At 67.7% G+C, this 19,302-nt stretch carries 18 protein-coding genes; 14 read left to right on the forward strand and 4 right to left on the reverse strand.

All coding sequences use genetic code 11. The annotated features are described in order from the left end of the window. Positions 1 to 32: 32 nt before the first annotated feature. The gene (gene ftsY, locus Q9R17_RS16555; protein ID WP_308155678.1) at positions 33 to 1,340 is read right to left on the reverse strand and encodes a signal recognition particle-docking protein FtsY; all 1,308 of its coding nucleotides are present in this window, start codon (positions 1,338 to 1,340) and stop codon (positions 33 to 35) included. A 129-nt stretch (positions 1,341 to 1,469) separates the two neighbouring features. Here ftsY and Q9R17_RS16560 point away from each other — a divergent pair, with 129 nt between their 5' ends. Continuing rightward, the gene (locus Q9R17_RS16560; protein ID WP_308155679.1) at positions 1,470 to 1,769 is read left to right on the forward strand and encodes a hypothetical protein; all 300 of its coding nucleotides are present in this window, start codon (positions 1,470 to 1,472) and stop codon (positions 1,767 to 1,769) included. 278 nt (positions 1,770 to 2,047) lie between these two features. Here the strand turns inward: Q9R17_RS16560 and htpG are convergent, their stop codons facing one another. After that, complete coding sequence (gene htpG, locus Q9R17_RS16565) at positions 2,048 to 3,934, reverse strand: molecular chaperone HtpG (protein ID WP_308155680.1); 1,887 nt, start codon at positions 3,932 to 3,934, stop codon at positions 2,048 to 2,050. Positions 3,935 to 4,554: 620 nt separating this feature from the next. On the opposite strand from htpG, the gene rsmD reads away from it, so the two are divergent. From rsmD to Q9R17_RS16595, 6 genes are all read left to right on the forward strand, one after another. Then, complete coding sequence (rsmD, locus tag Q9R17_RS16570; RefSeq protein ID WP_308158364.1) at positions 4,555 to 5,148, forward strand: 16S rRNA (guanine(966)-N(2))-methyltransferase RsmD; 594 nt, start codon at positions 4,555 to 4,557, stop codon at positions 5,146 to 5,148. Positions 5,149 to 5,174: 26 nt separating this feature from the next. Then, positions 5,175 to 5,684, forward strand: coding sequence for a pantetheine-phosphate adenylyltransferase (coaD, locus tag Q9R17_RS16575; protein WP_308155681.1), 510 nt, complete (start codon positions 5,175 to 5,177; stop codon positions 5,682 to 5,684). Between the two features lie 36 nt (positions 5,685 to 5,720). After that, complete coding sequence (locus Q9R17_RS16580) at positions 5,721 to 6,215, forward strand: hypothetical protein (RefSeq protein WP_308155682.1); 495 nt, start codon at positions 5,721 to 5,723, stop codon at positions 6,213 to 6,215. A 125-nt stretch (positions 6,216 to 6,340) separates the two neighbouring features. Then, entirely contained in the window at positions 6,341 to 6,622 is a 282-nt protein-coding gene (locus Q9R17_RS16585) for a YfhL family 4Fe-4S dicluster ferredoxin (RefSeq protein WP_057496857.1), read from the forward strand. Then, a complete protein-coding gene (ggt, locus tag Q9R17_RS16590; protein WP_308155683.1) occupies positions 6,619 to 8,346 on the forward strand; it encodes a gamma-glutamyltransferase in 1,728 nt (575 codons plus the stop codon). The genes Q9R17_RS16585 and ggt overlap by 4 nt, the downstream gene beginning before the upstream one ends. 123 nt (positions 8,347 to 8,469) lie before the next feature. Next, positions 8,470 to 9,357, forward strand: a complete 888-nt coding sequence (locus Q9R17_RS16595) for an MBL fold metallo-hydrolase (RefSeq protein WP_308155684.1) — start codon at positions 8,470 to 8,472, stop codon at positions 9,355 to 9,357. A gap of 58 nt (positions 9,358 to 9,415) precedes the next feature. On the opposite strand, the gene Q9R17_RS16600 is transcribed toward Q9R17_RS16595, so the two are convergent. Together Q9R17_RS16600 and upp are read right to left on the reverse strand one after the other, a co-directional pair. Next, the gene (locus Q9R17_RS16600; RefSeq protein WP_308155685.1) at positions 9,416 to 9,700 is read right to left on the reverse strand and encodes a PsiF family protein; all 285 of its coding nucleotides are present in this window, start codon (positions 9,698 to 9,700) and stop codon (positions 9,416 to 9,418) included. A 128-nt stretch (positions 9,701 to 9,828) separates the two neighbouring features. Beyond that, complete coding sequence (upp, locus tag Q9R17_RS16605; RefSeq protein ID WP_308155686.1) at positions 9,829 to 10,464, reverse strand: uracil phosphoribosyltransferase; 636 nt, start codon at positions 10,462 to 10,464, stop codon at positions 9,829 to 9,831. A 209-nt stretch (positions 10,465 to 10,673) separates the two neighbouring features. On the opposite strand from upp, the gene Q9R17_RS16610 reads away from it, so the two are divergent. The 7 genes from Q9R17_RS16610 (at position 10,674) to Q9R17_RS16640 (ending at position 19,255) form a co-directional block, all read left to right on the forward strand. Beyond that, positions 10,674 to 13,250 carry a TonB-dependent receptor gene (locus Q9R17_RS16610; RefSeq protein WP_308155687.1) on the forward strand — a complete coding sequence of 859 codons (2,577 nt, stop codon included), beginning with the start codon at positions 10,674 to 10,676 and terminating at the stop codon, positions 13,248 to 13,250. Further along, entirely contained in the window at positions 13,250 to 14,356 is a 1,107-nt protein-coding gene (locus tag Q9R17_RS16615) for a phytase (protein ID WP_308155688.1), read from the forward strand. Before Q9R17_RS16610 ends, Q9R17_RS16615 begins: the two co-directional genes overlap by 1 nt. Then, complete coding sequence (locus tag Q9R17_RS16620; protein ID WP_308155689.1) at positions 14,353 to 15,735, forward strand: metallophosphoesterase family protein; 1,383 nt, start codon at positions 14,353 to 14,355, stop codon at positions 15,733 to 15,735. The genes Q9R17_RS16615 and Q9R17_RS16620 overlap by 4 nt, the downstream gene beginning before the upstream one ends. A gap of 58 nt (positions 15,736 to 15,793) precedes the next feature. Continuing rightward, the gene (locus Q9R17_RS16625) at positions 15,794 to 16,408 is read left to right on the forward strand and encodes an inorganic diphosphatase (RefSeq protein ID WP_308155690.1); all 615 of its coding nucleotides are present in this window, start codon (positions 15,794 to 15,796) and stop codon (positions 16,406 to 16,408) included. A 52-nt stretch (positions 16,409 to 16,460) separates the two neighbouring features. Next, positions 16,461 to 16,922 (forward strand): hypothetical protein, encoded by a 462-nt coding sequence (locus tag Q9R17_RS16630; protein ID WP_308155691.1) that lies wholly within the window; start codon positions 16,461 to 16,463, stop codon positions 16,920 to 16,922. Positions 16,923 to 17,004: 82 nt separating this feature from the next. Next, the gene (locus tag Q9R17_RS16635; protein WP_308155692.1) at positions 17,005 to 18,420 is read left to right on the forward strand and encodes a deoxyribodipyrimidine photo-lyase; all 1,416 of its coding nucleotides are present in this window, start codon (positions 17,005 to 17,007) and stop codon (positions 18,418 to 18,420) included. Positions 18,421 to 18,559: 139 nt separating this feature from the next. After that, positions 18,560 to 19,255 (forward strand): OmpA family protein, encoded by a 696-nt coding sequence (locus Q9R17_RS16640; RefSeq protein WP_308155693.1) that lies wholly within the window; start codon positions 18,560 to 18,562, stop codon positions 19,253 to 19,255. Positions 19,256 to 19,302: the final 47 nt, after the last annotated feature.

Below are 19,302 nucleotides of genomic sequence, written 5' to 3' on the forward strand. Positions count from 1 at the left end.
TAGAGCCACGCCATGCGTGGCTGCGCGGCAGGTCAGCCGCCCAGTGCTTCGGGCAGCAGTGCGTCCACGAACGCTTCCGGATCGAACACGCGCAGGTCTTCCGGGCGTTCGCCGATGCCGGCGAAGCGGATCGGAATGCCGAACTCACGGGCCAGTGCGAACACCACGCCGCCCTTGGCGGTGCCATCGAGCTTGGTCACCACCAGCCCGGTGACATCCACAGCGGCCTTGAACTGGCGAAGCTGCGAGAGCGCGTTCTGCCCGGTGGTGCCATCGATCACCATGAGCACTTCATGCGGGGCGCTGGGGTCGATCTTGCCGAGCACGCGGCGGATCTTGCCCAGTTCGTTCATCAGCCCGGACTGCGTGTGCAGGCGGCCGGCTGTATCGGCGATCAGCACCGAGGTGCCGCGGGCCTTGCCGGCCTGCAGTGCATCGAACGCCACCGAGGCGGCATCGGCGTTCTGGCCCTGGGCGACCACGGACACGCCGTTGCGTTCGCCCCAGGCCTGCAGCTGTGCCACGGCGGCGGCGCGGAAAGTATCGCCCGCGGCCAGCATCAGGCTGTGGCCTTCGTCCTTGAAGCGCTTGGCCAGCTTGCCGATGGTGGTGGTCTTGCCGACGCCGTTCACGCCGACGGTCAGCACCACGAACGGCTTGGCGTTGCGATCGATCAGCAGCGGCCTGGACACCGGTTGCAGGATGGCGATCAGCTCGGCGCGCAACGCGGCCAGCAGCGCCTGCGCATCGGCGAACTCGCGGGCCTTCATGCGCTTGCGTAGGCCTTCCACCAGGTCGGTGGTGGCGCCCACGCCGACATCGGCGGTCAGCAGTGCCGTCTCGATTTCATCCAGCAGGTCATCGTCGAGCTTGGGGTTGCGCGAGAACAGGCCGCCGAAGCTGCGGGCAAAGGCGCTGTTGCGCAGCCGCTCGCGCCAGCCGGGCTTGCCGGCCGGCGCCGGTTCGGCGTCGATCAGGACGGGCAGGTCCGCGGCGGGTGCGGCCGGCTGCGCCACCGGGGTGACCGGGGCCAGCGGTGCCAGCACCGCAGCCGCGGCAAGCGCCTCGGCGCCGGTGTCTTCCGGTGCAGCCACCTGTTCCGGCGCCAGCGCGGGCGCAGCGGGTGCCACCGGGGTGGGCGGGGTGACCTGCGCGGCCGGCGGGGGCGCTACCGGGACAGTGGGTGCGCCCTCCACAGGGGCAGGCCCGGCCGGCGCGCTCTCGGCAGGGGCGGCGGGCGGGAAGGCCGCCGCCAGCTCATCGGCCGAATAGTGCTGGGTCTTGGGTGCCTCGGTCGCAGCGGCGTCCTGGGGCTTCTTGCGGCGGAAAAAACTGAGCATTGGCAAAAGGCACTGAAGTCAGGGAGATATGCTACCACCCGGGCCCGTCCGGCCCGTGTGTACTCAAGTGGGGCGCGCAGCGGCCGATAACCGGTCCGGAGGGTTGCGCCGTGCGGCCCGGAGACCGCCATGAACGATGTGATGGGAACCGCGCTTGGCGGGATGCGCGCGGCACAGCGGGGCGTACAGGTGGCCGCGCACAACGTGGCCAACGTCGCTACGCCCGATGCGACCCGCCTGCAGGTGCAGCGCAGTACCACCGCCGAGGGCGGCGTGCAGGCCGAGGTGGGCACCACCACCCCGGACCCGATGGCACCGCTGGGCGACCTGCTTGCGGCCAAGGCCGAGGTCCTGGCCTTCGCCGCCAACGCCACCGTCATCCGTCGGCAGGACCAGCTGCTGGGTTCGTTGCTGGACCGGCAGGCCTGAGCAGACCCGCCGGATGGCGGACAACCGCGATGGGCAATTTGGGGCGGCATGCCTGACCTGCCTTGGTGCGTGCAACCCTTCGATTGGCATGCTTGACCCGGCCTGGTAGGTGCCAACCTTGGTTGGCACGCTCTTCTGCGGGCGCCAACCAAGGTTGGCATCTACCAGGGCGGAGGAGCGCCAACCGAGGTTGGCGTCTACCGGGGCGGAGGCGCGCCAACCAAGGTTGGCATCTACCCATCGCGGCGCCGGGCCATGCCCGGCGACCACCCCATCGGTCAGGCCGACAGTTCCAGCAGCAGCTTGTTCAGGCGCGCCACGTAGGCACCGGGATCCTTCAGGCTGTCACCGGCGGCCAGGGCTGCCTGGTCGAACAGCACCCGGCCCAGATCGTCGAAGCGCGCACCATCGGCCTCTCCTTCCAGCTTGGCGATCAGCGGGTGGCTCGGGTTGATCTCCAGCACCGGCTTGCTGTCGGGCACCTTCTGCCCGCTGGCTTCCAGGATCTGGCGCATCTGCAGGCCCAGGTCCTGTTCGCCGATGGCCAGCACCGCCGGCGAGTCGGTCAGGCGGTGCGACACGCGCACGTCGGCCACGTCATCGCCCAGTACCGTCTTCAGGCGCTCGACCAGGCCCTGCTTGTCCTTGGCCGCCGCTTCCTGTTCCTGCTTGTCGGCTTCGCTTTCCAGCGCGCCCAGGTCCAGGTCGCCGCGGGCGATGTCCACGAAGCCCTTGCCGTCGAAATCGGTCAGGTAGCCCATCAGCCACTCGTCGATGCGGTCGGTCAGCAGCAGCACTTCCACGCCCTTCTTGCGGAACACTTCCAGGTGCGGACTGTTGCGCACCTGGCTGTAGCTCTCGCCGGTCAGGTAATAGATCTTGTCCTGTCCTTCGGCCATGCGGCCGATGTAATCGGCCAGCGACACGCTCTGCGCATCGGCCTCGCCACGGGTGGAGGCAAAGCGCAGCAGGCCGGCCACCTTTTCGCGGTTGTTGTAGTCCTCGGCGGGGCCTTCCTTCAGCACCTGGCCGAATTCCTTCCAGAACGTGGCGTACTGTTCCGGCTTGTCCTTGGCCAGCTTGTCCAGCATGTCCAGCGAGCGCTTGGTCAGCGCCGACTTCATCGAATCGATGACCGGGCCGGACTGCAGGATCTCGCGCGAGACGTTGAGCGAGAGGTCGTTGGAATCGACCACGCCCTTGATGAAGCGCAGGTACAGCGGCAGGAACTGCTCGGCCTGGTCCATCACGAACACGCGCTGCACATACAGCTTCAGGCCCTTGGGGGCATCGCGGTGGTACAGGTCGAACGGTGCCCGGCCCGGCACGTACAGCAGCGAGGTGTATTCCAGCTTGCCTTCGACCTTGTTGTGGCTCCAGGCCAGCGGGTCGGCGTGGTCGTGGGCGACGTGCTTGTAGAACTCGGTGTACTCGGCGTCGCTGACCTCGGTGCGCGGGCGGGTCCACAGCGCGCTGGCGCGGTTGACGGTCTCCCACTCGCCGGCGGCGTCTTCGCCTTCCTTCGGCATCTGGATCGGCAGGCCGATGTGGTCCGAATACTTCTTGAGGATGCTGCGCAGGCGCCAGCCGTCGGCGAAATCGTGCTCGCCGTCCTTCAGGTGCAGCACGATGCGGGTGCCGCGCTCGGCCTTGTCGATGGTGGCAACGTCGAAATCGCCTTCGCCACGGGAGGTCCAGCGCACGCCCTCTGCGGCGGCCAGGCCGGCGCGGCGCGAGGTCACTTCCACTTCGTCTGCAACGATGAAGGCGCTGTAGAAGCCGACGCCGAACTGGCCGATCAGCTGCGAATCCTTCTTCTGGTCGCCGGACAGCTGGCGCAGGAAATCGCCGGTGCCGGACTTGGCGATCGTGCCCAGGTGGGCGATGGCCTCGGCGCGGCTCATGCCGATGCCGTTGTCTTCGATGGTGATGGTGTGGGCGGCGGCATCGAAGCTGACGCGCACGCGCAGGTCGCCGTCGCCTTCCAGCAGGGCCGGCTGGGTCAGCGCTTCGAAGCGCAGCTTGTCGGCGGCGTCGGCGGCGTTGGAGACCAGCTCGCGCAGGAAGATTTCCTTGTTGGAATACAGCGAGTGGATCATCAGCTGCAGCAGCTGCTTGACTTCGGTCTGGAAGCCAAGGGTTTCGGTCTGGATCGTCTCGGTCATCGGGTAGGGCTCCATGTGCAATGCCGCGCCAGCGCGTGCGGCCTGCCCAAGGGGTAGGGGTGATTGTCCCGAAATCAAGGGGTTGGTCGGGCAGGGCGGCGCCCTGCACCCGCAGAGGCCGGAGCCAAAGCCAAAGCCAAAGCCAAAGCCAAAGCCAAAGCCAAAGCGGGCATTCCGTGGGATGGCGGGGTACTGTGGGTTCGCGGGGACGCCGTGAACCCATCCATGGGGGCTTGGTCGCCGCATCCATGCGGCTCACACCCCGCGAACCCACAGTGCCCCGCCTTCGACAGGTTCCTGGTGACGGTGGCAACGGCTGGGCTTCTGATTTCATCAATTCCTTCGATATCTGACAGATGTTCATCCACGCATGGCGTGGATCTACTGCAGATCGCGGGAAACTGTCGAAGGCGGGGTGGGGCCGGTTGAGGGGGGGGAGCGCCATGGATGCGGCGACCAAGCCCCCATGGATGGGTTTACGGCGTCCCCCTCAACCGGACCCACCCCGCCATCTCTCAGGAAGCCAGCTTTTGACGTAGACGTTGACGTTGCTTCTGCGGGTGCCGGCCGCGGGCCGGCCGAACTACAATCCTGCTCATGCTGAATTTCTCGAACACCTCCTGCCGGGGGCGCCGGTGAGCGGCCGTGGCGGCAATGACGGCCAGGTCCGCATCATCGGTGGCCGCTGGCGCAACACCCGCCTGCCGGTGCCGACCCTGCCCGGGCTGCGGCCCAGCAGCGACCGCGTGCGCGAAACCCTGTTCAACTGGCTGATGCCGGTACTGCCCGGCGCGCGGGTGCTGGACCTGTTCGCCGGCAGCGGTGCGCTGGGGCTGGAAGCGGTCTCGCGCGGGGCAGCGCACGCCACCCTGGTCGAGCGCGACGCGCAGCTGGGGCGCAACCTGTCCGCCGCCGTGGCCAAGCTGCAGGCCGCCGACCAGGTTGCCGTGGTCCAGGCCGATGCCCTGCGCTGGCTGCAGGGCGCTCCGGCCCAGCAGGCCGATCTGGTGTTCATCGACCCGCCGTTCGCTGATGGCCTCTGGCAGGGCGTGCTGGAGCAGCTGCCGCGGCACCTGGCCGGCACCCCCTGGCTGTACCTGGAATCGCCGGCCGGCCATGCGCCCGTGCTGCCGCCGGACTGGCTGCTGCACCGCGAGGGGGGCACCCGCGAGGTGCGCTTTGCCCTGTACCGGCGCGCCGCTGCTACACTTTGACTTCATCTGAACATGTCCGATCGCCCATGACCGTGGCCAACCGCCGCATCGCCGTGTACCCCGGGACGTTCGATCCGATCACCAACGGTCACATCGACCTGGTGAGCCGGGCCGCGCCGCTGTTTGAAAAGGTCGTGGTAGGCGTGGCGCAGAGCCCGTCCAAGGGGCCGACCCTGCCGCTGGAGCTGCGCGTGCAGCTGGCCCAGGGCGCGCTCGGCCACCACCCCAACGTGGAAGTGCGTGGCTTTGACACCCTGCTGGCGCATTTCGTGCGTTCGGTGCAGGGCGGCGTGCTGCTGCGCGGCCTGCGCGCGGTGTCGGACTTCGAGTACGAATTCCAGATGGCCAGCATGAACCGCCACCTGATCCCGGAGGTCGAGACCCTGTTCCTGACCCCGGCCGAGCAGCACAGCTTCATTTCGTCCTCGCTGGTCCGCGAGATCGCACGCCTGGGAGGGGACGTGTCCGGTTTCGTGCCGGCCTCGGTGCTCGACGCCCTGCGCAAGGTCCGCGAAGCGAAGTCGGCCCAGTCGTAACACCCCCAACACCTGAACCACCACGGGAGGAAACCCATGAACACCACCATGCGCGCGATGCTGATCGCCTCGTTTGCCCTGGCCTTCACCGCCTGCAAGAAGGAAGAGGCCGTCGCACCGGCCGATGAAGCCAAGCAGGCCCTGGTCGCTCCGGCCAAGGAAGACGATGCCGGCTGGAAGAAGTACCTGCAGGAAGTTGCCATCCAGAACATGGGCAACATCACCAACAGCCCGTTCCTGTACTACCTGCCGCCGGAAAGCGATCCGGAATTCGCCGCCAAGTACGAGCGCCAGGTCGAGAGCGCCACCCAGGCCGTTGCCCGTGGCGTGCAGCCGGGCAACATGCTGGCCTTCGGTTCGTCGGCCTCGGGCAAGATGGCCGACATGATCCTGGCCGTGTTCAAGGACGTGCCGGCTGACTCGATGAAGAAGGTCCGCGTGGTCTACATCGGCAGCACTGCCGACAATGCCCGCGTGCAGGCTGCCGTGCAGCCGACCGGCGCCGAGTACGTGTTCGTCGAAGCCAAGTAAGTCCCGCCGTGGCGGCCACGCCCCTGGCGTGGCCCGGGCGGTTTCCGGCCAGGAAGCCGCCGATGACCGGCCTGCGCGCCCGCGCAGGCCGGTTCTGGTCCAAGGCGCGGGCGAGGAGTACCGCCATGTCGCTGAAAATCAATGAGCTCTGCGTCAACTGCGACGTATGCGAGCCGGCCTGTCCCAACCAGGCCATTGCGATGGGTGAAACCATCTACGTGATCGACCCCGCCCGCTGCACCGAATGCGTGGGCCACTTCGACGAGCCGCAGTGCGTGGTCGTCTGCCCGGTCGAGTGCATCGACCCGGACCCGGAGATCGTGGAAACGCAGGACCAGCTGCTGGCCAAGCTGCGCCAGCTGCAGCACGATCATCCCGAACTCTATGCGGAGCCCCCATCCGAATGAAGCTGATCGCCCGCCCCCTGCTGCTGCTTGGCCTGCTGCTCACGCCGCTGGCGTGGGCCGATGGCCCGGTCCGTGCGGCCCACCCTGACGGCGCCGCCGTGGCCAGCGGCCACCGGCTGGCCACCGAGGCCGGCCTGGAAATCCTGGCGCAGGGCGGCAACGCCTTCGACGCCGCCGTGGCGGTGTCCTCCACGCTGGCCGTGGTCGAGCCGATCAGCTCGGGCCTGGGCGGTGGCGGTTTCTTCCTGCTGCATGATGCGGCCACCGGCAAGGATGTGATGCTCGACGCGCGCGAGACCGCACCGGCCTCGGCCACGCCGCAGGCCTACCTGGATGCCAAGGGCAACCTGGACCGCGACCGCTCGGTCAACGGCCCCTGGTCGGCCGGCATTCCCGGCCTGCCGGCCGCGCTGGTGGAACTGTCGTCCAAGCACGGCCGGCTGCCGCTGAAGGCCTCGCTGCAGCCGGCCATCCGCATCGCCCGCGACGGCTTCCCGGTGTACGAGCGCATGGCCAAGGGCTATGCCTCGCGCCGCGAGGTGATGGAGCGCTACCCCGGCACGCGCGAGGTCTACCTGCGCAATGGCCGCCCGATCGCCGAAGGCGATCTGTTCAAGCAGCCGGAACTGGCGCAGACGCTGCAGCGGCTGGCCGACGGCGGCTTCAATGGTTTCTACCGCGGGCAGACCGGCAAGGCGCTGCTGGCCGGGGTGAAACAGGCCGGTGGCCGCTGGACGGCCGAGGAACTGGCCGGCTACCAGGTCAAGCTGCGCGAGCCGATCGTGTTCGACTACAACGGCTGGAAGATCACCACCGCGCCGCCGCCGTCCTCCGGTGGCATCGCGCTGGCGGCCATGCTGCAGATCCTGGAAGGCTGGGACATCAAGGCGATGGACCCGGCGCACCGCACCCACCTGGTGGTGGAGGCCATGCGCCGTGCCTACCGCGACCGCACGTTCTTCCTGGGCGATCCGGATTTCGTGCAGATCCCGCAGAAGGTGCTGACCAGCAAGGACTACGCGCAGGGCCTGCGCGCGACCATCCACCCGGACAAGGCCACCCCCAGCAATCTGCTGTCGGGCAACCCCACGCCGCTGGAGGATGATGAAACCACGCATTTCTCGATCATCGACCGTGAGGGCAACCGCGTCGGCGCCACCCAGACGGTGAACCTGCTGTACGGCTCGGGCCTGATTCCCAAGGGCACCGGCGTGCTGCTGAACAACGAAATGGACGATTTCGCGCTGAAGCCGGGCACGCCCAATGCGTTCGGGGTGATGGGCTACGAGGCCAACGCGCCGAAGCCGGGCAAGCGCATGCTGAGCTCGATGACGCCCACCTTCATGGAAAATGCCGACAAGGTGGTGGTGCTGGGCACGCCGGGCGGCAGCCGCATCATCACCATGGTGCTGCTGGGCATCCTCGGCTACGACGCCGGGCTGGATGCGCAGCAGGTCGCGGCGCTGCCGCGCTACCACCACCAGTGGCTGCCGGACGTGATCGAGGCCGAGGACGCCGCCTTCGACGCGGCAACCGTCAAGCAGCTGCGCGCCATGGGCCACACCATCGACCTGCCGGGCGATGTGGCCGCCGGCGGCCGCGGGTCCAGTCATGTCTGGGGCAACCTGCAGACCGTGGAATGGGACCGTCGCAGCAATGCCCTGTTCGGTGGCAGCGACCCGCGCAATCCGGTGGGTGCCGCCGAGGTTGTGCCGGCACGGTAAGCATTGCGCGCGCCGGGCCCGGCCCGGCGCGACCGGAGCCCGGCCACCCGGCCGGGCCTTTTGTTACGGTTGCCATCGCTCCGCCTAGCGAATCCTTAACAAGCCCGGGCAGATAATTGCCGGATGAAACTATGGTCGATTCGTGGCAACACGCAGCGCCTGGACGGCGGGGCGATGTTTGGCAATGCACCGCGTGCATTGTGGGAAAAATGGGCGGCACCGGATGAGCTCAACCGCATCGAGCTGGCCTGCCGTGCGCTGCTGGCCAGCCCGCTGGAAGGCAAGACGGTGCTGTTCGAGACCGGCATCGGGGCGTTCTTCGAGCCGCGCCTGCGCGAGCGCTATGGCGTGCAGGAAAGCAACCACGTGCTGATGGAGTCACTGCGCGAGGCCGGCTTCGAGCATGAAGACATCGATGTGGTGGTGCTCAGCCACCTGCATTTCGACCATGCCGGCGGGCTGTTGGCGCCGTGGATCGAAGGGCGGGGGCCGGAACTGTTGTTCCCCAACGCGACCTTCGTGGTCGGTGCCGAGCACTGGCAGCGTGCCCTGAACCCCCATCCGCGCGACCGCGCCAGCTTCATTCCCGAACTGCCGGCCCTGCTGGAGGCCAGCGGACGGCTGGAGGTGGTCGATGGCGAGTATTCGCAGGCACTGGGCCGCAGCGTGCGTTTCAGCTTCAGCGACGGCCATACGCCGGGCCTGATGCTGGCCGAAATCGTCGGCCAGGCAGGTGGAGACGGCCAGGCACATGGGGGCGTGGTGTTCTGCGCCGACCTGATTCCCGGCCGGTCCTGGGTGCACGTGCCGATCACCATGGGCTATGACCGCAATGCCGAGCTGCTGATCGACGAAAAGCGGCAGTTCCTGGAAGACAAGCTGGCGCGCAACGTGCACCTGTTCTTCACCCATGACCCGCAGATCGCACTGGCGCAGCTGGGCCGTGATGACAAGGGCCGGTTCGTGACCCTGCACGAGCAGGGCGAACTGAGGGCGCGCGCGCTGGGCTGAGCGCCTGCCCAGGGGGTGCAGGGCCGGGCCATGCCCAGCTCTGCACGCGTGGCCGTTGTTACGACGCCTTCAGGCAGCTGCTCATGAACGTCTTGCGCGTATCACCGGCCAGCTTCTTGCTGGCGGCATCGGCGTTGCACTGCTTCATGCGCTCCTGCGGCGTGGTGGCCTTGGCCGGCTGGCCACTGAGGCAGGCCTTCTGCGCGGCCTTGTACTCCTCGCCGGTCTTGCCCTTGTTCTTGGCCGAGCAGTCCGCCATGCGTTGCTGCTGCGGGGTGGTCGCCTGCGCGAGCGTGGGCACGGCAAGCACGAGGAGGGCGGCCAACAGGGTCGAACGGATCATCGCGATCTCCAAAGCACGGGGCGGGTGCGCGGAGCATTCGGCGGGGTGGGGGAAGACGGCGTGAAATCTGCCGGTGATGGCCTCCACGCCCGGGGGGACGGGTCCGACCCGTCCCCTTTCTGCTGGTATCAACCCACCACGCGGGTGCCGAAGATGCGGTCCCCGGCATCGCCCAGGCCCGGCAGGATGTAGCCCTTGTCGTTGAGCTGGGCGTCGATGGCGGCCGTGTAGATCTCTACATCCGGGTGCGCAGCCTGCACGGCGGCGATGCCCTCCGGCGCGGCGACCAGGAAAATGCCCTTGATGCGGCGGGCACCGGCACGCTTGAGCATGTCGATGGTGGCGATCAGGGTGCCGCCGGTGGCCAGCATCGGGTCCAGGATCAGCGCATCGCGCTCTTCCAGGCGGCCGGTCAGGCGCTCGAAATACGGCACCGGCTGCAGGGTTTCCTCGTCACGCTGCAGGCCGACCACGCTCACGCGCGCGGCCGGAATCAGCGACAGCACGCCGCTGAGCATGCCCAGGCCGGCACGCAGGATCGGCACCACGGTGATCTTGGCACCGGCGATGCGCTGCACGGTGACCGGGCCGGCCCAGCCGGGCAGGGTGTGGGCTTCGGTGTCCAGATCGGCAGTGGCCTCGTAGGCCAGCAGCGTGCCCAGTTCGTTGGCCAGTTCGCGGAAATCCTTGGTGCTGAGCGATGCGTTGCGCATCAGGCCGATCTTGTGCTGCACCAGCGGATGGCGCACTTCGACGATTTTCATGGTCGGAAAAGGGAAATTGAACAGGCGTACAGTGTGCCGGATCGCCGCTGTACGCAGTAGTGCCAGACCCTGCCGGGCCCCCTGTGGCGCCGGTGCCAGGGCCGGTCCGGGCACCGGCCGGGACCGGGATTGTGCAGATCCATGTCACGGGCATGCAACGTTGCGGACATACCGTGCGGACCCATTCTTAACACGCATGGGGCTTCACAGTGCACATCAAGACGCCGCTGGCGATGGCCATCACCCTGACCCTGGCCATGGGGGCTGCAGCACCGCTGCAGGCGGCCGGGAAGCAGGTGGTGGCAGCAACCGGCGCAGTGGCCGCCGATGCGGTCGACCTGGACCGCATCGAAGTACGCGCACAGCTGGAATCACAGATCCGCGCGGTGGACCTCAAGCGCAGCAGCGATGCCATCGAAGACGCGGTGTCGTCCGATGCGCTGGGCCAGTACCCGGACCAGAACGTGGCCGAATCCCTGCAGCGCCTGCCGGGCATCAGTGTCACCCGCGACCAGGGCGAAGGCCGTTTCGTGGTGGTGCGCGGGCTGGATGCCAACCTCAACAGCGTCAGCGTGGACGGCATCGCCATCGGCACACCGGAGGATTCCAGCCGTGCTGCGCCGCTGGACGTGATTCCTTCCGATTCCACCGAGCGCCTGCGCGTGGTGAAGTCGCCGACCCCGGACATGCCCGGCGATGCCATCGGCGGTGCGATCCTGGTCGAATCGGCCTCGGCGTTCGACCGCAGTGGCCGCAGCCTGCGCGGCAAGATCGAGGGCAGCCACCAGCAGCTGTCCGGTGAAACCAGCCCGAAGGCCTCGATCAACTACAGCGAAGTATTCAACGACACCTTCGGCGTGGCCGCTGGCGTGAACTACCAGAAGCGCACCTTCGAGTCGGACAACAGCGAAGTGGAATACGAGGGTGCCGACGGCGTCGATCCGACGAAGGTGGCACCGGGCGATGTACACGCCATCAACCTGCAGCACCGCAAGTATGAAATCGAGCGCAAGCGCATCGGCGCCAACCTCAACCTGGACTGGCGCCCCGACGCGGACAACCGCTACTACCTGCGCACGCTGTACAGCCAGTTCGACGATGCCGAAACCCGTCAGCGGGTGATCTTCAATTTCGATGCGGCCAACATGGTGCGTACCGGCGAAGACCAGTACCGCCTGGTGGGCATGCCCAAGGATTCGATCGACAAGCGCGTGCGCTATCGCACCAAGGAAGAAAACACCTTCGCGGTCAGTGCCGGCGGCGAGAACATGTTGACCGGTGCCGTGCTCGACTACAAGGTCGGCTATACCCGTACCGAAGAGCGCGTGGATGACGAGATCGAGGCGCGCTTCAAGCTCAACGGCAAGGCCTTCAACGGCACGCTGGACCAGCGCAGCCGCCTGCCCAGCTACAGTTTCGACAACGACCAGTGGCTGGACAACGCCAACTACAAGTTCGACCGCATCGTCTACAAGCCCAAGCAGGTGAACGACCAGGAGCGCAGCGCACAGGTCAATCTGCGTTTCGATGGTGACAACAGCAGCTACAAGTTCGGCCTGCTGGGCCGTTGGCGCGACCGCGACGCGAACGTGGATGAAACCTCGCTGCGCGTCGGCCCGGCGATCAACCTCAAGGACTGGACCACCGGCTCGCCCGACCACCGTCACGGCACCCTGGGCCAGGGCATGGATTCGGATGCGATGCGTGCCTACTGGGCCCAGCACAGCGGCGAGTACAGCGGCCGCCCGCAGGATGCCGGCAGCAACGCGGCAACCTCGCTGGAAGGCGACTACACTGCCCGCGAAGACATCTTCGCCAGCTACGCGATGGGTACCTGGGACATCGGCGCGCTGCGCGTGATCGGCGGCGTACGCGTGGAAAGCACCCGTTTCAGCGCGACCGGCAACCGCCTGGACGTGGCGTCCAACGGCCGCACCTTCACCGTCACCCCGGTGCAGGCCAGCAAGAGCTACACCAATGTGCTGCCGGGCCTGCACCTGCGCTATGACGCCGGCAACGACTGGGTGCTGCGCTTTGCCGCCAACAAGACCGTGGCGCGCCCGGGCTTCGGTGACGCCTCGCCGCGTGTGGGCGTGGCCCGCAACGACAATGAAGTGCGCCTGGGCAACCCTGGCCTGGACCCGTACGAATCCACCAACCTGGACCTGTCGGTGGAAAAGTACATCGGCAACAGCGGCATCCTGTCACTGGGCGTGTTCCACAAGTCCATCGATGGCTACATCGTGGAAACCCGCCAGCAGGGCGTGCCCGGCTACGACGGCCTGCCGGTCATCACCGCCATCAACGGCGACAAGGCCAAGGTGCGCGGTGCCGAGTTCAACTGGCAGCAGCAACTGGATTTCCTGCCGGCCGGCTGGGATGGCCTGCTGGTGGGCGCCAGCGGTACCTGGCTGGACACCTCGTTCGATGCCGGCATCGCCAGCCGCGCGGGTGAGGATTTCACCTTGCCGCGCGCTTCGAAGAACGTGTACAGCGCACATGTGGGCTATGAAAAATATGGCCTGAGCACCCGCCTGGCCGCCGTGCACCGCAGCGAGTACCTGGATACCCTCGGCGCGGGCCGTGCATTCGATATCTACGTGGCGCCCAATACCCAGCTGGATTTCTCGCTGGACTACAAGTTCAGCCCGCGCGTGAGCATGTACCTGGAAGCACAGAACCTGCTGGACAAGCCACTTGAGCTGTACCAGGGCACGCGCTCGCGCACCCTGCAGATGGAAGAATACGGCCGGACCTATGCGGTCGGCCTGAAGGTGGCCCTGTGATGGGCGCGCGTACCACGATGGTGCTGGCGGCTGCCATGGCCACCGTGCTGCTTGCCGGCTGCGACCGGCAGGCATCGGGCACGGCCACCGGCGCCGCCGCACCGGCCACGCGCACGGTGGCGACCATCGCCGAGGCATTCCTCACTCCGATGACGCCGGCCGACAACATTGATTCGCCGGCGGCCTGGCAGGCGCCTGATGGCACGACCTGGCTGATCGCCACCGCCAAGACCACCGACAAGCTGGTGGTGTACGACGGCAGCACCGGCGCCCACCTGCGTGATGTCGGCAGCCACGGCACCGCGCCGGGAACGTTCGACCGTCCCAACGGCATCTCCATCACTGGCGACCTGTTGTGGATCGTCGAGCGTGACAACCACCGCGTGCAGGTCTTCTCCCTGCCGGACTTCACCCCGCTGGCGGTGTTTGGCGCGCAGGATCTGCGCAAGCCGTATGGCCTGTGGGTGGACACGCGCAGCGACGGCTACGCCGTCTACGTGACCGACTCCTGGGACAACGGCAAGGATGCACAGGGCAATGACCAGCTGCCGCCGCTGGCTGAGCTGGACAAGCGCGTACGCCAGTACCACGTGACCCGCAACGGTGCCGATGTGCAGGCGAAGCTGGTTGCCAGCATCGGTGACACCAGCCAGGCCGGTGCGCTGCGGGTGGTCGAATCGATCTGGGGCGATCCGGCCAACGATCGGCTGCTGATTGCCGAGGAAGACGAAAGCTACGCCAGCGAGTTCAAGGTCTACACGCTGGAAGGCCGCTTCACCGGTACCACCTTCGGCCGGGACGTGTTCAAGGCGCAGGCCGAAGGCGTGATGCTGCGGACCTGTGGCAAGGACGGCTGGTGGATCACCACCGAACAGGGCAAGCAGCGCAGCGTGTTCCACCTGTTCGACCGGCATACGCTGGCGCCGGTCGGCGCATTCCAGGGCAACACGGTGGCCAACACCGATGGCATCTGGATGATGCAGCAGCCGTCGCCGCGCTTCCCGCAGGGCGCGCTGTACGCCGTGCACGACGACCAGGGCGTGGTGGCCTTCGACTGGGAGGTGATCGCCCGCCAGTTTGGCTTGCCGCTGGAGTGCGGCGCATGAGGGGTGTACGCATGGCAGCGTTGGCGTTGGGCCTGGCCTGCCTGTTCGGCAGTACGGCCGCGCTGGCGGCCACGGCGGGCGTGGTGGCCGAGCCGAACACCCAGGTGCCGGCCGGCAACCGCCACTACGCGGCCAGCGGCTTCCCCGACCGTATCGTTGCCTCACCGTCGGCCGACCCGCGGCATGGATTCGCTGTAGCCTGGCGCACGGATGCCAGCGTGCAGGCACCGTTGCTGGAAATCGCCATCGCCGGTGATTCCCCTGCGATCGGCCCGGTCACCCGGATTACCGCCAGCACGCGCACGCTGCAGAGTGAAAACGGCCTGTCGCACCACCACCGCGCCGATATCACCGGGCTGCAGCCGGGCACGCTGTATGTCTATCGCGTGCAGGGCAAGGACACCTGGGGGGCCTGGAACCAGCTGCGGACCGCAGGCGAGGCGGGCACACCGCTCACCGTGCTGTATTTCGGCGATACGCAGAACAAGAACCTCAGCCATGTCAGCCGGGTCATCCGGGCTGGCCAGAAAGCCGCGCCGGGTGCGACGCTGAGCCTGTTCGCCGGTGATCTGGTCAGCGGCGGTGACCATGCCGATGACAGCGAATGGGGCGAGTGGTTCGCCGCAGCCGGCTGGCTGGCACAGGAGACGCTGGTCGCACCGGCCATCGGCAACCATGAGTATTTCGAGGAATTCGAGGACACCCCGCAGGAGCGGCGGGTGCTCGGCCGCCACTGGCCGGTGACCTTCGCGCTGCCCGGCAACGGGGCAGGCAGCGTGGCGTCGACCACGTACTGGTTCGACCAGCAGGGCGTGCGTTTCGTCGTGCTCGATGGCACCTCCGCGCTGGACCTGGGTACGGCCCAGGCCCAGGCCGGGTGGCTGGATCAGGTCCTGTCCGGCAATCCCAATCCCTGGACCATCGTGCTGCTGCACCAGCCGTTCTATTCGCCACGCGAAGGGCGCGAGAACACCGCGCTGCGCGAAGTGCTGCTGCCAGTGCTGCGCCGGCATGCGGTGGACCTGGTACTGCAGGGCCACGACCACACCTACGGGCGCCGCGGCGAAGGCAATGCGGCCACGCCGCAGTTCGTGGTCACCGTGGCCGGGCCGAAGCAGTACCGGCTGTCCGGCCAGGCGCGGCGGACGATGGACCCGGTCGCCGAGGATACCCAGCTGTTCCAGGTGCTGGACATCGATGGCCAGCGCCTGCGCTACCAGGCGCGTACTGTCACCGGGCAGCTGTACGATGGCTTCGAGCTGGTCCGCGGCGCCGATGGGCGCAAGCAGAAGGTGGAGCTCACGCAGGGACGCATCGCACCCCGCGACTGTCAGCGCGCGCAGACCCTGAAGGGACGCGCCGACCGTTGCTGGGAATGAACCATGTGCCGTGCACCGGCGGGCCCGGTGCATCGCCTTTCGATGCGGGGAGACGATGATGGGTATCCGACGTGCAGGGGCGGTGGCGGCGCTGGCTGCCGCCCTGGCCCTGGTGGCCGGGGCCAGCCTGGCGGGGACGGCGGTGCTGCGCCCGCTGCTGGCCGCGCAACCCGCGCAGGCACCGGAAGAAGTGCACCTGGCGGTGGAGATTCCCGCCGGCAGCATCACCAAGTATGAAATCAGGGACGACGGGCTGGTGCATGTGGACCGGTTCGTGTCGATGCCCGTGGCCTATCCGGCCAACTACGGCTCGATGCCACGCACGCTGGCCGGCGACAACGATCCGCTGGATGCGCTGGTGCTGACCCGCGAGCCGCTGCACCCGGGCGTGATCATCCGCTTCCGCCCGATCGGTTACCTGAAGATGATCGACGGCGGCGAACATGACCAGAAGATCATCGGCGTGCCGACCGACGCGGTTGATCCGACCTATGCGGGCATCCGCGATCTGGCCGACCTGCCCGCGATCGAACGCCAGCGCATCGAGGCGTTCTTCCGCACCTACAAGGATCTGCCCGCCGGTCGCAACCCGGTCCAGCTTGATGGCTGGGGCAATGCCGCCGAGGCGAAGCGCTTGATCGGCGAGGCGATGCAGCGCTTCCAGGCGCGCTAGGCACCTGCCGGGCAACGCATTGCGCAGCGCGCGCAGGTGAGGGCGCTGCGGTATGCTCGCCGCTTCCACCACGGGGGTGCTGATGGCCGGTTCGACCTGGGTACGTGGCGTCGGTGCCACGCTGCTGGTGCTGGAACTGCTGCTGCTCGCGTTCCCGCTGACGCTGCTCGATGGCTTCGGCCTGCTGGTGATGCTGCAGCCCAATGACCATCCCGATCGCCTGCCGACACTGCTGGGCGTGGTGCTTGCCAGCATCGCGCTGCTGGGCTTCTGGCGCCTTGCCGGTGGGTTCCTGTTCAATGGCCTGACGCTGCGTGGCTCGCCCTGGTGGGCATGCCTGAGTGCCGGGCTGGGGGCCGCGCTGTGCCTGCTGAGCCTGCTGGCCGGCGCCCTGTTCGACCGTCTGGACGGCGTTTCGCTGGTCGGGATGCTCGGCCTGCCGGTGATGGTGCCGCTGGCGCACATGGTGCTGGTCACCTGGCACCGCCCCGACGGCGACCGCCCGGCGATCTAGGGCCGCGCCGCGGCGTGCCGCGCGTGCCTGGCCTTCACCCGCGCTGGCTATCATGTGTCCCTGTTTCCAGAGGGTGGCCTGCGTGTCGGTAGCATTGGTGTGGTTCCGTCGTGACCTGCGTCTGCAGGACAATCCCGCCCTGCAGGCTGCGCTCGATGCCGGCCACGATGTGGTGCCGGTCTACATCCACGCCCCGCATGAAGAAGGCGCGTGGGCGCCGGGCGCCGCCTCCGATGCGTGGCTGCACCGTTCGTTGGCGGCGCTGGATGCGGACCTGCGGGCGTGCGGTTCCAGCCTGCTGCTGCGCCAGGGCGACAGCCTGGAGGTATTGCTGGCACTGGTGCAGGAAAGCGGTGCCGAAGCGGTGTACTGGAACCGCAAGTACGAACCGGCCACCCAGCCGCGCGATGCGCTGATCAAGCGCACCCTGCGCGAACAGGGCATCAATGCGCAGAGCAGCAACGGCAGCCTGATGTTCGAACCGTGGGACCTGGCCACCCAGCAGGGCCAGCCGTACAAAGTGTTCACCCCGTTCTGGCGCAACGCGCTGACCCGCCTGCGTCTGCCGTTGCCACAGCCTGCACCGCGCCAGCTGAAGGGGCCTGCCCTGCAGGGCGTGGCGCTGGACGCCCTGCAGCTGGCCCCTGCGCTGGACTGGGATACCGGCTTCTGGGCGCATTGGCAGCCGGGCGAAGCCGGTGCGCTGGAAGCGCTGGCGGTGTTCCTCGATGGCGCCCTGTCCGGCTACCGCGAACAGCGGGACCTGCCGGACCGCGTCGGCACCTCGCTGCTGTCGCCGCACCTGCACTTCGGCGAGATCGCGCCCTGGCGTATCGCCCAAGCACTGGAAGCCCGGCGCAGTGCCGGGCGCACGGCCGATATCGATGTCTACCTGAAGGAGCTGGGCTGGCGCGAGTTCGCCTACCACCTGCTGCACCACTTCCCGCGTACCACCGACCACAACCTCAACGCGCGCTTCGACAGCTTCCCGTGGGCATCGCCCAGCCCTGCGCAGCTGCAGGCCTGGCAACAGGGCCGTACCGGCGTGCCGATCGTCGATGCCGGCCTGCGCGAGCTGTGGCATACCGGTTACATGCACAACCGCGTGCGCATGATCGTGGCCAGCTACCTGTGCAAGCACCTGCGTGCGCATTGGCTGCATGGCGCGCGCTGGTTCTGGGACACGCTGGTCGATGCGGACCTGGCCAGCAACACCCTGGGCTGGCAGTGGGTGGCCGGCACCGGAGCCGATGCCGCACCGTACTTCCGCGTGTTCAACCCGGTCACCCAGGCAGAGAAGTTCGACCCCAACGCGCGCTACATCAGCCGCTGGGTGCCGGAACTGGCCGCGCTGCCGGTCAAGGCGCGCTTCGCGCCATGGCAGCATCCGCACCTGCTGGCCGAGAAGGTGCCCGATTACCCGCGCATGCCACTGGTCGACCTGGCCGCGGGACGCGACGCGGCACTGGCCGCCTACCGGAGTATGGGCGGGGCGTAAAGCAGCGGAATGAAGGGCTGGTCAGAAAGCTGAATGCCGGGCGTCCGGCCTTCACACTCATCATCCCGGCATCGCACCGGGCTGTATATGCTCCGGAGCGTTCGCACGCCGCACCGGCCGGCATACAAGGAGACCATCCATGATCCGCAACACCACCCGCAATCTCGCACTGGCCCTGATGACTGCCGCCGCGCTGAGTGCGTGCGCCACCGGCGGCTCCTACGTCCAGAGCGACCAGTACGGCAATCCGACCGAGCAGCAGAACCGCACCGGCCGCAATGCCCTGATCGGCACCGCGATCGGCGTGGCCGCCGGCCTGCTCAGCGGCGACAGCGCGACCGAACGCCGCCAGCATGCGCTGATCGGCGCCGGCATCGGCGCGCTCAGCGGCGCGGCCATCGGCCAGTACCAGGACCGCCAGGAGCGCGCGCTGCGCGAGCGCACCGCCAACACCGGCATCGATGTGCAGCGCCAGGGCGACAACATCACCCTGAACCTGCCCGATGGCATCACCTTCGATTTCGGCAAGGCCACGCTGAAGCCGCAGTTCTACGGTTCGCTCAATGGCGTGGCCGGTACCCTGCGTGACTACAACCAGACCATGATCGAAGTGGTTGGCCACACCGACAGCATCGGCAGCGATGCGGTGAACAACCGCCTGTCCAAGGAGCGCGCCGATTCGGTGGCGCAGTACCTGATCGGCCAGGGTGTGCAGAGCGTGCGTATCGAAACGCTGGGCGCGGGCAAGGCCTATCCGATCGCCGACAACAGCACCGACGCCGGTCGCGCCAAGAACCGCCGCGTGGAAATCCGCGTGATTCCGTTGAAGCAGTAACGCGCAGCGGTGTTGCGGTTCCGGTGCAGCCGGAGCCGCCGGAAACA

It is taken from the genome of Stenotrophomonas sp. 24(2023), assembly GCF_030913365.1.
Taxonomy (GTDB): Bacteria; Pseudomonadota; Gammaproteobacteria; order Xanthomonadales; family Xanthomonadaceae; genus Stenotrophomonas.